The organism is Flavobacterium fluviale, from assembly GCF_003312915.1.
GTDB classification, from domain to species: Bacteria; Bacteroidota; Bacteroidia; order Flavobacteriales; family Flavobacteriaceae; genus Flavobacterium; species Flavobacterium fluviale.
The window spans coordinates 2,236,762-2,249,644 of sequence record NZ_CP030261.1; the positions used below are offsets into that span (position 1 = coordinate 2,236,762).

Below are 12,883 nucleotides of genomic sequence, written 5' to 3' on the forward strand. Positions count from 1 at the left end.
AGTTTTTCTATTTAATAACTTTCCAGTTTACTATGGACTTTTTCAATCTCTTTATCCATATAAGCTTGAGCATAATGTACATATCGATTAAAAAAAGTGCTGGCATGACTGTGTCCACTAATCTTACGAACTAAATGCTCTGGCATTCCTAAAATGAGTAAAGTTGTAATTGCAGTTCTTCGCATCATATGCGAACTCATTTTATCGCAAAAACGATTTTTTTGAAGTATCATTTTTCTAAGTTAATTTCTGTGTTTTACCTTGTCTTTCCCTTGAAACTTTTTTTGCAAATCTTCATTGTCGTTAAAAAACCACTGGCTTTATTGGTTAAATTCGGATATTTTTTCCATGAATCTTGACACGTCATCAATTTGTGAGGACAGTTTGACTCCAAAATATAAGGATGCATGACCGCACTCGCATCCTCCTTTTTTTAATCGGTTGATTATTAAATGGGTCATTCACATCTTTATGATAAAGGTCATGTACATTCATTGATGCCTTAATTAGAGACTTATCGGCTTCGATAGCCACCCACGAATTAGGATGTTCATCTGTAGCTCTTACTGCATCATAAGCCAAGAGCAAAGCGAATTTTAGAGATTCGAAAAAGGAGATTTGCTTTTGGAAATTACTGAAATAAAAAGTAATTCCAAGAAAAGAGTTAAATTAGAAAAACCAGATTTTTCACTACTAAAGGAGATCAATTTGCTAAAACCGGCTATGGTGTTGTTTTTATGTAAAATGGTTGCTACTAATACTTTTGATTTGATACAATTTATAACCTGCAGGGTAATAAAATGAAAACAAAGCTGTTTATTCTAAAATTAGAGAATAAGTACTTTGTAAAATCAACTAATATAGGCGCACCAAAACCTAATATTTCTACAACAAGTAGTGCTACTTTTGTAAATTTTTAAATAAATAATTCAGATCTTAGAGTAATTGAGTTTTTTTTGAGAAAAGGCATTAGATTTAACTTGTTTTTAGATAATTATTGAAATAATTGTTCAAAACAAAAAAGTCTTTAAACACTAGTGTTTAAAGACTTTTGACTTTTAAAGTTTCTTTTGAAACTTCTACTGGCGGAGAAAGAGGGATTCGAACCCCCGGACCTGTTACAGTCAACAGTTTTCAAGACTGCCGCATTCGACCGCTCTGCCATTTCTCCAGTATGTCGCTATCATTTCGTGATTGCGAGTGCAAATATAGTGTGCTTTTCCGATTATAAAAACTTTTTTCTCAGTTTTTTTAAGATAATTTTCAAGTGTCTAATTATCAGTATTTCCGAAAGGCGTTTTTTTTGAAAATTAATCCAAATCGTCCAAAATAGGTGTCGGCTTTTTGTTTTCATCAACTGCAACAAACGAAAAAGTTCCTGAAACTACTGTTTCGCGAAGCTCTGAATACATTTGTTCCATAAAAATATCAACATGGATTTTACAGCTTGTTCTTCCAACACTGTCAACTTTTGCTATTAATTCGATTAAAGTACCGGCCGGAATTGCTTTTTTAAAGTCAATTTGACCTGTAGATATTGTAACAACTTTTTTGCGGCTAAAACGGGTCGCACAAATAAAAGCAACTTCATCCATTAAATGCAGTGCAGTTCCTCCAAATAGAGTGTCATAATGATTCGTTGTGCTCGGAAAAACTGCTTTGAATATACGTGTTTCAGATTTCTGAATTCTTTCTTCTATTGTCCCCATATTAGTAATTAACGTATTCTGTAATTTCAAGACCGTAACCAATCATACCTACACGTTTTGTCTGCTCTGTATTCGAAACCAATCTAATTTTAGAAATATCAATATCATGAAGGATTTGAGCACCGATTCCGTAGTCTTTACTGTCAATGATAACTTTTGGAGCTTTTAATGTTCCTTGCGATTGGAGTGATTTAAGTTCTGAAATTCTGTTTAAAAGATTTACAGCGGTCATATCTTGATTGATAAATATAACAGCACCTTTTCCGTTTTCATTAATGACTTTAAACATGTCGTCTAACTGCTGTTCAGCATTATTAGTCAATGTTCCTAGTAAATCATTGTTTACTTGAGAAGAGTGGATTCTTGTTAATATAGGTTCTCCAGAGCTCCAAGTTCCTTTTGTTAATGCAATATGAATTTGTTTATTGGTAGTCTGCTCGTAAGCTCTCAAACGAAAAGTTCCAAAACGGGTTTCAATATCAAAATCTTCCTTTTTAACGATTAAGCTGTCGTGCTGCATTCTGTAAGCGACTAAATCTTCAATTGAAACTAATTTCAAATCAAATTTCTTTGCCACGTTTATTAATTCAGGTAAACGTGACATTGTTCCGTCTTCGTTTAAGATTTCACAAATTACACCAGCTGGTTTAAATCCTGCTAGGCGTGCAAAATCAATTGCAGCTTCAGTGTGACCAGTTCTTCTTAGAACTCCTCCTTGTTTAGCGATTAAAGGGAAAATATGACCAGGACGAGCTAAATCGTGAGGTTTTGTGTTAGGATCGACCAAAGCTTCAACTGTTTTAGAACGATCGGCAGCCGAAATTCCAGTTGTTACTCCATTACCTTTTAGATCAACAGAAACTGTAAAAGCGGTTTCCATATGATCTGTATTGTTCGTAACCATGGCACGTAGATCTAATTCTTTACAACGGCTTTCTGTTAATGGTGTACAGATTAAACCGCGTCCGTGGGTAGCCATAAAATTGATCATTTCTGGAGTTATTTTTTCAGCAGCTGCTAAAAAATCACCTTCGTTTTCACGATCTTCATCATCGACTACAATGATTACTTTACCTTGACGAATATCTTCTATAGCTTCTTCAATGGTATTCAATTGTATTTTTGTTGTTGACATAATTATTGTTGCTTTTGAGCGGGTGAGAACCGCTCAGAAATTTTCTGAAATAGTTGTGAAATTGGAGTTGTAATTGCATCAAAATTAATTAATCCATTGTCGTTTGTAGCCCTGTAAGTTAAAAGAACCGCTAACGGTAATAGAATAAACGACGACATCCATGATCCCATAAATGGAGTCATACCGCCTTCTTGTGATAATCTTTTTCCGAAAGTATTAATAAAGTGAAAAGTAATAAAAATCAAAACGGCAAAAACAATAGGAAGACCAAGTCCGCCCTTTCTAATAATCGCACCTAGCGGAGCGCCAATAAAGAACATTAAGAAGCATGCAAAAGCAATAACAAATTTTTCGTAAAATGCGCTCAAGTGCTTATTAATATCACGCTGTTTGTCTTTTAAATCTTTTTGAGTTGTTTCGATCGAATAAATGTTACTCGTAACATTGCTTCCTGCCATTTTTAAAATATCAACTTTATCTTTGTTGGAATACATTGACATAAGATCATTAGGAAGCTGTTTTTTCTTGAGATTTCTTTCTGGTCCTGACTGTATTTTTCTTATTCCAACACGCTGGTTAATGTTTTCAGAAAAAGAAAGAATTTCATTATCCAAATTTTTGTTTAACGAGTCTAAAGTATAACGTAGTTCGTTAACATTCAACATGGCATTTGTACCGGCAATACTTTCTTTGCTGTCATCGGCCTTGTTTAATGCTGCTAAATCTATATTAATGACCTGCTTTTTAAATTTTCCTTTTATGAAAGGTAATTTTGCGCGATCTTCATATTTTTTAGGTGTAACATCTTGATAATAATAACCATCATTTAAAACTAACTGTAAAATGCTGGATTTTTCACTGCTGATTAATTCTCCAGTTTTAGATTTAATTACAGTTTTATTTTCGCCCATATTATTAGGCTTTTCATGGATCGTTACTCCAGTAAGATGGTTTCCGTTTTCTCCAGTTTTTTTATTAACCTTAATATTGTAGAAACCAACGTCGTTAAACTGTCCCTCGGCGATTGCCATTGCTGGTTTGGCCTGAGCTATGTTTTTTCTGAAGTTAACAAATTTATATTCGGCGTATGGAATAACATTATTGGCAAACCAAAATGCGACAATGCTTAAAACAAAAATAAAAACTATTAATACTCGCATGGCTCTCTGAAGAGAAATTCCAGAAGATTTCATAGCAGCAAATTCGTAGTTTTCGGCTAAGTTTCCGAAAGTCATAATAGAGGCTAATAAAACCGAAAGCGGTAAAACTAAAGGTATAATGCGGGGCATAGAAAAAAGCAGGAATTTCACGACTAATAATAAGTCGAGATCTTTACCTGCTAGTTCTGATATAAATAGCCATACTGTCTGCAGTATGAATATGAAAAATAGGATTACAAATACCGTAGTAAATGTAAGTAAGAATGTTTTTAATAAGTATTTGTCTAGAATTTTCAACCTTCTGATTAATCTAATTTATTAATGTAGTATTTCGGGTATTTACTCGCTACAAAGGTAAATTGATTTTTTGATAATGGCTGATTGGTTTTAAAAGAATTAACGGTTAAAGTTGTTTTTGTTCCGTTTTTTCCAGTTTCAATCAAATTGTAGATGTGTTTTGTCTGAACATCAATACCTAAAAGAATTTCTTTTCTTTGGTCTTTTCCAGTAGTTGGTACTAGTTTAATGTATTGAATTTTTCTTCCTTTCACGTTTTGTACAATATCCATATTGTATTTATAACCAGAATTAAAGAAAGTCAGCATTTTTGAAGGAGTAATGGCATTGTCATCTTTCTCGTTCACTTTAGATACTGTAACTTCTTCGTCTTCAGGAACAATAGTGTATGTTTTTTGTCCGTCAAAAATTTTAGTAACACCCATGAAATTCAATACATATTGGTTGCCTTTCATAGTTACGTTTCCTTTACTGTCTTGATTAATATTTTCTTTGGCATTGTTCAAAGAGTATTTAAAATCAATAACGATATTGTTGTAGCTTTTTATTTTAGAAGTCACTTCGTTCAATAAATCTTTAGCTTTTTTATCTTGAGCCTGAACAGAAGTGAAACTCAAAAGCAGTATAACTGCCAATTGAAAAAACCTTTTGGTCATATTTGTGATAGAATTGTTGTTGATTTCTTGAATTTTTGCTTTCATGATTGGATTAATTTTGTTCATTGTTAAAAAATTGATCAAGAGCATTTAAATCTAAGATGTTTACGCTGCGTGCTTTACTGCCTTCGAACGGACCAACGATTCCTGCTGCTTCCAGCTGATCGATCAAACGACCGGCTCTGTTGTATCCTAATTTTAATTTTCGCTGCAATAAAGAAGCAGAACCCTGCTGTGCATTGACAATAATCTCTGCCGCTTCTCTAAATAAAGTATCTCTTTCAGAAATATCTATATCAAGATTAATGCCACTTTCTTCTCCAACGAACTCTGGAAGTAAATAAGCTGTAGCATATGCTTTCTGTCCGCCAATAAAATCTGTGATTTTTTCAACTTCAGGAGTATCAATAAATGCACATTGTACACGTACAACGTCATTTCCGTTAGTATATAATAAATCTCCACGACCAATTAACTGGTCGGCTCCTTGGGTATCAAGAATTGTTCGAGAGTCAATTTTAGAAGTTACTCTAAAAGCAATTCTCGCAGGGAAATTGGCTTTAATTAAACCTGTAATAACGTTTACGGATGGTCTTTGTGTTGCAATAATTAAGTGAATTCCAATCGCACGCGCCAATTGTGCTAAACGGGCAATAGGAATTTCGACTTCTTTTCCAGCCGTCATAATCAAATCGGCAAACTCATCGACAACTAATACGATGTAAGGTAAAAATCGGTGGCCAGCCTCAGGATTTAATTTTCTGGATTTGAATTTTTCGTTGTACTCTTTAATATTACGAACCATCGCATCTTTTAGTAAAGAATAACGATTGTCCATTTCCACACAAAGTGAATTTAAAGTATTTACAACTTTTGCATTATCAGTAATAATAGCATCTTCCGTATCTGGAAGTTTGGCTAAATAATGTCTTTCTATTTTATTAAAAAGTGTAAGCTCTACTTTTTTCGGATCGACTAAAACAAATTTTACTTCGGCTGGATGTTTTTTGTATAATAATGAAGTTAAAACTGCATTTAATCCAACAGATTTTCCTTGTCCAGTAGCACCCGCCATTAATAAGTGAGGCATTTTGGCTAAATCGACAACAAAAGTTTCATTCGAAATGGTTTTTCCTAAAGCAATTGGCAGTTCCATTTCAGCTTCTTGGAACTTAGCCGCTCCAATAACACTTTTCATAGAAACCATAGTTGGATTTTTGTTCGGAACTTCAATACCAATCGTTCCTTTTCCTGGAATTGGCGCAATAATACGAATCCCTAGTGCAGATAATGATAGGGCTATATCATCTTCTAAACTCTTAATTTTAGAAATTCTAATTCCTGCTTCGGGTACAATTTCATATAAAGTAACCGATGGTCCAACGGTTGCTTTGATTTGTGCAATTTCAATTTTGTAGTTACGAAGCGTATCTACAATTTTGTTTTTATTTTCTTCTAATTCTTCTTGATTGATTGTAATTCCGCCAGTCGAATATTCTTTTAATAAATCGATGGTTGGAAATTTGTAATTGGATAGATCTAAAGTCGGGTCAAATAATCCGAAATCGGCAACTAGACGTGAAGCTAAGTTTTCTTCAATAATATCTTCTTCTTCCGCTTTTTCAATTACAAAGGCTTCATCTGGAGAAACTAACGGTAATTCTTGTTTTGGAGCAATTGGTTTTAAAATCGGATTTAACTCAATTTCTGAAGAATGAGAAATAGTTGGTTTTAAAGCCTCTTTGTTAAGTTCGAATTGCGTGTCAACAGTTTTGATATGAATATTATCCAAATCTGGGTCATTTTCTGGTTCTTCAACAGAAAATTCCTCTAAGTTGTAAGCACTTTCCGGGTGTGGAACAGCAGGTTTTAGAGTGCTCAATTCTGATTTGAATTCTTTTTTAGTAGAATCAAAATACGATTGAATTTTTTCTGGTGATAATTTAATTTTAAAAATTAAATACACAATTAATCCGAAAAGGAGAGTAAGTAAAGTACCTGTTTTTCCGATATAATCTTGTAGAAATAAATTGAGTTCGTAACCAATTGTACCGCCTAATTCTGGCGCAGAAGTAGCAAAGAAACCAAACAAAATAGAAATAATGATGATGGCAAAAATATCCCAAAACCAAGTATTTTTTAGCTTTTGAGTCGAAAGCTCCAAAGCGAGAAACATTCCGGTAAGGAAAAATAAACGAACTAATATGAAAGAGGCAAGTCCGAAACCTTTATAGATGATCAGGTCTGCTAGATAAGCTCCGAATTTTCCGAGCCAGTTTTCAGCAGCTTCAGTTCGATCTCCCAATTGGTTTACAACACTTTGGTCAGTCTGCCATTGTCCGTTAACGTAAAAAGAGATGAATGCAACTAGTAATGCAACCGAAAAAAGAACCAAAAGACAGCCTAAAACAAATTTTTGTTGTTTGGATATCTTAAAAGATCTTTTACTTCCTTCTTGTTTTTCGTTTTTTTTATCTACAGTTTCTTTTTTATTTTTTGCCATTCTTGCGTTTTCCTTTGCCTAAATAAATTTTGGAATATAAATAATCAAGCCTATTGCTATTGCAGTCATTGCGGCAAAAAATACCGCTCCGGCAGCAATATCTTTAATAAATCCGATTCGTTTGCTGTAATCAGGATGAATAAAATCGGCAATTTTTTCAACTGCTGTATTTAGTCCTTCAACACTTAAAACTAAACCGATTGCCATTGTTTGACAAAGCCATTCGGTTTGTGAAATATGAAAATAGAACCCAGCGATGGTCATGATAATTCCTAATGAGAATTGAACCATAACGCTGTGTTCTGTTTTAATCAATTTTACAGCTCCTTTAAAAGCATAAGTAACGCTTTTTAACCGACCTGTAACAAAAGTATTATCTTTTTGAAACTCCATTTAGAGGAAAATATTATAGCGCTGCTAAAGCTGCTTCGTAATTTGGTTCGTTTGCAATTTCAGCAACTTGTTCTGTGTGAACGATTTTTCCATCTGCATCAACAACAATAATAGCTCTTGAGTGTAAACCAGCTAAAGGTCCGTCAACGATTTCTAAACCATTTGCTTTACCAAAATCACCTGATTGAAAATCTGATAAGTTTACAACATTTTCTAAACCTTCAGCACCACAAAAACGTTTTTGAGCGAAAGGTAAATCTCTAGAAATACATAAAACAGTTGTGTTCTCTAATCCGCTTGCACTTTCGTTGAATTTTCTAACAGATGCAGCACAAGTTCCAGTATCAACACTTGGGAAAATGTTTAAAACTAATTTTTTACCAGCGAAGTTACTTAATGAAGCAACAGATAAGTCATTTTGTACTAATTTAAAGTCAGCTAATTGTGATCCAACTGCTGGTAACTCGCCTGATGTATGAACTGGATTTCCTCCTAATGTGATAGATGCCATGATTTTTGTTTAAAATTAATGAGGCTCAAAAGTAAGGATTAATATTTGAATCTAAAAGTATTTGTTGAGGGTTTAAAGAGAGATTAAGGATGGTTTTTGGATAGCCTCGAATTCACGAATTTTTTTAAATATTTTAGATTTTAGAGGGTAGATTTTAGATTTGTGACGTCTGTCAGGCTGAGCGAAGTCGAGGCCAAAGTAAATTTCTCCATGATCTGATTCATTATTTTTGTTGAATTACTTTGCGCGGGCTTCGACTTCGCTCAGCCGGACAAATTTTGCGTGAAATCGAGACTGAAAGCTAACAAATGAAAACTGAGACTAAAAACCAAAAAAAAAACGTCTCTACAAAATAGAAACGCTTTCTCAGTCATGTTTTTTATTTTTTCTGATATAAAGTCCGATTTATTTATCGATTGAACCCAAAACACGTTTCATGAACGTATTTAGAGCTTCTTTTTTATCTGTTCCTTGAGCAACCAATTTTTGCACTTCAAGGGCACCGTACATATTCGAAATCAATTCGCCAATCACGTCTAATTCTTCATCTTTAAGAGAAGGAATTTCGGTCATCGCTTCCAAAACTTCGATCGTTTCAATGATATAATCCTGATCGTTTTCTTCGATAAATTGCATTAAATGCTTTATTACTGGTAATTTCATAATTTTAGACTTCTTAGATTTTTAGACATTCTTAGACTCCTTAGACTTTCTTTAATTTTTTACATCATCTAAGATGTCTAAAAATCTAAGCCAGTCTAACTAATCTAAATTTAAGCAATTGCGTTTACAAGATCGATTAAAACTTCTTGTTTATTAGTTTGCGTTTCGCCAACTAATTGTCCGTTTACGAAAGTTGCGAATGTTGGCAGGTTGCTCACATTAGCTAATTTTCTAGATTCAGGAGAGTTTTCTGCATCAACCAAAACAAAAGTGATAGCTTCATTTTCTGTTGCTAATTTTTTGAATTTTGGTTTCATAATACGGCAATTTCCACACCATGAAGCTGAATATTGTACTACTACTTTTTCGTTTTTAGCAACTAAATCTGCTAACGTATCTTCGTTTAAGTCGATTAACATAGTTTTTTATTTTAAGACACTAAGCTGCTAAGGTTCTAAGCTGCTAAGTTTGCTCTCGAACCGAATAACTTTGTGTGGATTTATTTGATTTTTTTTTAAAGTCGTTGAGATTCTAAGATCTAAGTTCAATCTTAGAATCTCTTGACTTTTATTGTAGAATTGTATTTAAGATTCAAAAGTTAAGTTAAAAAACTTAGCCTCTTAGAAACTTATTATCTTAGCAGCTTAATTAGCGCTTAAGTATTCAGCAGTACTTACTCTGTCTGCAGACATAGCTTCTTTACCAGCTTCCCAGTTTGCAGGACAAACTTCACCTTTAGTCTGGATGTGAGTGTAAGCATCAACCATTCTTAAGTATTCGTTTACGTTACGTCCTAATGGCATATCGTTTACACTTTCGTGGAAGATTTTTCCAGTTTCGTCAATAAGGTAAGTAGCTCTGTAAGTTACGTTTGAACCTTCGATGATAACTGAATCAGTATCTTCGCTGTAGCTTGTAGATTCGATATCAAGAATACCTAAAATGTTAGCTAAGTTACGGTTTGTATCAGCTAAAATTGGGTAAGTAATACCTTCGATTCCACCATTGTTTTTTGGAGTATTTAACCAAGCAAAGTGAACTTCGTTTGTGTCACAAGAAGCACCAATTACGATAGTATTTCTTTGCTCAAATTCTGGTAATGCAGCTTGAAAGGCGTGTAATTCAGTTGGACATACAAAAGTAAAATCTTTTGGGTACCAAAATAAAAGTACTTTTTTATTGTTGTTTACTGCTTCTTCAAAAATGTTGATTTTTAAATTGTCACCCATTTCTGAGATAGCATCTACTGCAATACTTGGGAATTTTTTTCCTACTAAAGACATATTTTTCGTTTTACGTTAAAAATTTATTTCTGGTGCAAAAGTAGGGCATAAGTACAGGTACTTACAATAAGATGTGATTATTAATATTTATAAGTTGATAGTATTTGGTTATTACTAACTGTAAGTTATTGGATATCAATATTTACAGGAAGAGTCCCATTGCAAGGAATATTTTCTAAAAATTGATTTCCTGCTGTTTTTTGAAATTCATCAAAATCCTGATAGGCTTGAATTAGCCCTGAAGCCTTTTTTAGATTCGGAATTATGGGCAAAACGTATGGATTTCCGAAAACATAAACGATACATTTTTTGGTTTGAAGCAAATCTGAAAGCAGCGCTAAAACTTCATCGTCAATTTCAAAATTGTTCAAAGGTTTTGCCTTTGGAACAAATAATGAAATAATAATCGTTTCGAAATTTTCAAGTTCATTTTTGATTGATGAAATATCAGAAACTTCTAAATTTTCAAAAGCAAATTCTGGTGAAGTTAATTTTGAATTTAAAGTTTTGAAAAAAGTATTTTCAGTATTTTTATATAAACTTAGTTTCGCTAATTGATTGTTTTTAAGTGCTTCAAATGCTAATTCTCTATTTGATTTATCAATGATTTTGGTAATAGCTTCTGCGGCTATTTCCAAGTTTAATTGTGACGCATTTTCGAAGTTCAATTCGCCAGCAGTAAAAGTATTTCCAGAAAGAATTCCTGCTTTTTCTTTTGCTTTCATGATTCGGTTGAAGCTTTCTTCGATTCTTTCTGGCGAAGCATTTTTTAAGATTTCTTCAATTCCTTCTGGAACATTTTCTGCGAAGCATAAAACATCATTCCCAGCCTTAAAAGCTTCCCATTCTAAATGTCCTTTTGTTTCATATAATTTTGAAACGCTGTGCATGTTTAGAGCATCAGAAATTACCAAACCATCATACCCTAATTTATTACGCAAAAGATTTTGAATAACTGCTTTTGATAATGTTGCAGAAGTATCTTTTCCATCATTTAAACTCGGAACAGCCAAATGACCAATCATAATTGAATCAACATTATTTTCAATTCCTTTGATGAATGGGTACAATTCGTTTTCTAATAATTCTTCTAAAGTTTGTTTTAAAACCGGAAGTCCTAAATGTGAATCGACATTGGTGTTTCCATGTCCAGGAAAATGTTTCAGACATCCTAAAACGCCAACTTCTGACATTCCTTTTAAATATTCAACAGCAAAATTGGCTACTTTTTCTTTGTTTTCGCCAAAAGAGCGATAGCCAATTACAGGATTGTTAGGGTTATTATTGATGTCTGCCAAAGGCGATAAATTATACTGAATTCCTGCAGCTTTTAAATCAAATCCAATTTGTTTTCCAACTTCGTAAACTAAATTTGATTTACTTTCCGGTAAAGCACCAAGCGTAATCGCATAAGGATATTGCGGAGTTTTTTCAATTCGCATTGCCAATCCCCATTCTGCATCAATACTGATTAAGAGTGGAGTAGAAGCCGCTTTTTGATAACGAACAATTAAGGCTTTAATTTTTACGTAGCTGTCATCGTTAAATACAACTTTCTTTTTGCTTTCATAATTGGTTGCAGCGCTCGCACGACTGTGAAAAAAGGTTAATCCGCCAATATTGTGTTCTTTAATAAGGCGTTCTGTTTCCTGAATGTTTTCTTCGGTATCGTTGATGAAAACAGCAGGAAAAAAGAATTGTCCCACTTTTTGTCGTAATGCTTGAGCTGTCATTTTCATTATTATAAAGTCTTTTTCATACAGACGCTGTTATCCATCTTTTCATAAGGAGGATAATTTGGAATTATGCTGTAATTTAATTTTTGATATAAGTTAATTGCTTCCGGCTGATTTTTGCCAGTTTCGAGAATGGTGTAAGTGTAACCAACTTCCTTTGCCCAGATTTCTAATGCTGCTAAAACAGCAGATGCAATTCCTTTTTTTCTGTGATCAGGATGAACGTACATTCTTTTGATTTCTGTTATTTCTGGTTCTTTTTCTCGAAAAGCGCCACAGCCAACAGGAATTCCGTTTTCGTAATAAACAATCGTATGTTTTATTTTATCGGTTTTATTAAACTGATTGTAAAATGCATGATCTTTTCCGTCTCTAATCGCTAAATCCTGATCTAATAAAACAACCAGATTTATAAAATCAATATCGTCTGAGTTTGTTCGTTTTAAGGTAATCATGATTTTGTGTAAAAAAGTAATTTTATTTCAATTTCGCTTTCTTTTGTTTAGCCAATTGTTTTTTGGTTTCAAGAGCTTTTTCCAATCTGTTTTTAAAACGGAAAAGCTTTGGCAGTCCTTCTAATCGGTCTTCAATGGTGATTTCTTCGTAAACGATAATGGCTTTTTCTAAAACTCGAATTTCATTTTCCAGATCATTTTGGTTTTTGTAAATCGTTGCTAATCGATCGTAAGGGTGATTTCCTTTAAAACCTTCTGCAGCATTTTGTTCATACAACTCAATTGCTTTGTCAAGATCTCCGTTTTTTTCGAACTCAGCTCCTTTCAGATTGCGTTCGGCCTGCAAATTTTCATTGATTTCCATATATAAAAGTTTGATTTG

Annotated in this window: 14 protein-coding genes and 1 tRNA gene; all 15 read right to left on the reverse strand. The window is 33.4% G+C overall.

What is annotated here, in order from left to right:
* Window positions 1–11: 11 nt before the first annotated feature.
* Window positions 12–233, reverse strand: a complete 222-nt coding sequence (locus HYN86_RS09810; RefSeq protein WP_113677855.1) for a tyrosine-type recombinase/integrase — start codon at window positions 231–233, stop codon at window positions 12–14.
* 850 nt (window positions 234–1,083) lie between these two features.
* Window positions 1,084–1,171, reverse strand: a tRNA-Ser gene (locus tag HYN86_RS09825).
* Window positions 1,172–1,310: 139 nt separating this feature from the next.
* A complete protein-coding gene (locus tag HYN86_RS09830) occupies window positions 1,311–1,709 on the reverse strand; it encodes an acyl-CoA thioesterase (RefSeq protein ID WP_113677858.1) in 399 nt (132 codons plus the stop codon).
* Window position 1,710: 1 nt separating this feature from the next.
* Window positions 1,711–2,844, reverse strand: coding sequence for a 3,4-dihydroxy-2-butanone-4-phosphate synthase (gene ribB, locus HYN86_RS09835; RefSeq protein ID WP_162789352.1), 1,134 nt, complete (start codon window positions 2,842–2,844; stop codon window positions 1,711–1,713).
* Window positions 2,845–2,846: 2 nt separating this feature from the next.
* On the reverse strand, window positions 2,847–4,301 hold the full coding sequence (locus tag HYN86_RS09840; protein ID WP_113677860.1) for an LptF/LptG family permease: 1,455 nt from the start codon (window positions 4,299–4,301) through the stop codon (window positions 2,847–2,849).
* Between the two features lie 8 nt (window positions 4,302–4,309).
* A complete protein-coding gene (locus HYN86_RS09845) occupies window positions 4,310–5,002 on the reverse strand; it encodes a LolA family protein (protein ID WP_230406450.1) in 693 nt (230 codons plus the stop codon).
* A gap of 7 nt (window positions 5,003–5,009) precedes the next feature.
* Entirely contained in the window at window positions 5,010–7,460 is a 2,451-nt protein-coding gene (locus HYN86_RS09850; protein WP_113677862.1) for an FtsK/SpoIIIE family DNA translocase, read from the reverse strand.
* 18 nt (window positions 7,461–7,478) lie between these two features.
* On the reverse strand, window positions 7,479–7,853 hold the full coding sequence (locus tag HYN86_RS09855; protein ID WP_095955157.1) for a diacylglycerol kinase: 375 nt from the start codon (window positions 7,851–7,853) through the stop codon (window positions 7,479–7,481).
* 13 nt (window positions 7,854–7,866) lie between these two features.
* Complete coding sequence (gene tpx / locus HYN86_RS09860; RefSeq protein ID WP_113677863.1) at window positions 7,867–8,364, reverse strand: thiol peroxidase; 498 nt, start codon at window positions 8,362–8,364, stop codon at window positions 7,867–7,869.
* Window positions 8,365–8,769: 405 nt separating this feature from the next.
* On the reverse strand, window positions 8,770–9,027 hold the full coding sequence (locus HYN86_RS09865; RefSeq protein ID WP_113677864.1) for a DUF6952 family protein: 258 nt from the start codon (window positions 9,025–9,027) through the stop codon (window positions 8,770–8,772).
* Window positions 9,028–9,137: 110 nt separating this feature from the next.
* The gene (locus HYN86_RS09870; RefSeq protein WP_007805605.1) at window positions 9,138–9,446 is read right to left on the reverse strand and encodes a thioredoxin family protein; all 309 of its coding nucleotides are present in this window, start codon (window positions 9,444–9,446) and stop codon (window positions 9,138–9,140) included.
* A 225-nt stretch (window positions 9,447–9,671) separates the two neighbouring features.
* Complete coding sequence (locus tag HYN86_RS09875; protein ID WP_113677865.1) at window positions 9,672–10,310, reverse strand: peroxiredoxin; 639 nt, start codon at window positions 10,308–10,310, stop codon at window positions 9,672–9,674.
* Window positions 10,311–10,435: 125 nt separating this feature from the next.
* Entirely contained in the window at window positions 10,436–12,049 is a 1,614-nt protein-coding gene (locus HYN86_RS09880; RefSeq protein WP_113677866.1) for a glycoside hydrolase family 3 protein, read from the reverse strand.
* A 2-nt stretch (window positions 12,050–12,051) separates the two neighbouring features.
* Window positions 12,052–12,501 (reverse strand): GNAT family N-acetyltransferase, encoded by a 450-nt coding sequence (locus HYN86_RS09885; protein WP_113677867.1) that lies wholly within the window; start codon window positions 12,499–12,501, stop codon window positions 12,052–12,054.
* A gap of 22 nt (window positions 12,502–12,523) precedes the next feature.
* Entirely contained in the window at window positions 12,524–12,865 is a 342-nt protein-coding gene (locus tag HYN86_RS09890) for a hypothetical protein (protein ID WP_113677868.1), read from the reverse strand.
* Between the last annotated feature and the right edge of the window lie 18 nt (window positions 12,866–12,883).

Bases quoted from the DNA above. Each gene is read 5' to 3' on its own strand.
- ribB (WP_162789352.1), bottom strand. From the start codon at position 2,844: ATGTCAACAACAAAAATACAATTGAATACCATTGAAGAAGCTATAGAA.
- HYN86_RS09850 (WP_113677862.1), bottom strand. From the start codon at position 7,460: ATGGCAAAAAATAAAAAAGAAACTGTAGATAAAAAAAACGAAAAACAA.
- HYN86_RS09870 (WP_007805605.1), bottom strand. From the start codon at position 9,446: ATGTTAATCGACTTAAACGAAGATACGTTAGCAGATTTAGTTGCTAAA.
- HYN86_RS09875 (WP_113677865.1), bottom strand. From the start codon at position 10,310: ATGTCTTTAGTAGGAAAAAAATTCCCAAGTATTGCAGTAGATGCTATC.
- HYN86_RS09880 (WP_113677866.1), bottom strand. From the start codon at position 12,049: ATGAAAATGACAGCTCAAGCATTACGACAAAAAGTGGGACAATTCTTT.
- HYN86_RS09830 (WP_113677858.1), bottom strand. From the start codon at position 1,709: ATGGGGACAATAGAAGAAAGAATTCAGAAATCTGAAACACGTATATTC.
- HYN86_RS09865 (WP_113677864.1), bottom strand. From the start codon at position 9,027: ATGAAATTACCAGTAATAAAGCATTTAATGCAATTTATCGAAGAAAAC.
- HYN86_RS09810 (WP_113677855.1), bottom strand. From the start codon at position 233: ATGATACTTCAAAAAAATCGTTTTTGCGATAAAATGAGTTCGCATATG.
- tpx (WP_113677863.1), bottom strand. From the start codon at position 8,364: ATGGCATCTATCACATTAGGAGGAAATCCAGTTCATACATCAGGCGAG.
- HYN86_RS09885 (WP_113677867.1), bottom strand. From the start codon at position 12,501: ATGATTACCTTAAAACGAACAAACTCAGACGATATTGATTTTATAAAT.
- HYN86_RS09890 (WP_113677868.1), bottom strand. From the start codon at position 12,865: ATGGAAATCAATGAAAATTTGCAGGCCGAACGCAATCTGAAAGGAGCT.
- HYN86_RS09845 (WP_230406450.1), bottom strand. From the start codon at position 5,002: ATGAAAGCAAAAATTCAAGAAATCAACAACAATTCTATCACAAATATG.
- HYN86_RS09855 (WP_095955157.1), bottom strand. From the start codon at position 7,853: ATGGAGTTTCAAAAAGATAATACTTTTGTTACAGGTCGGTTAAAAAGC.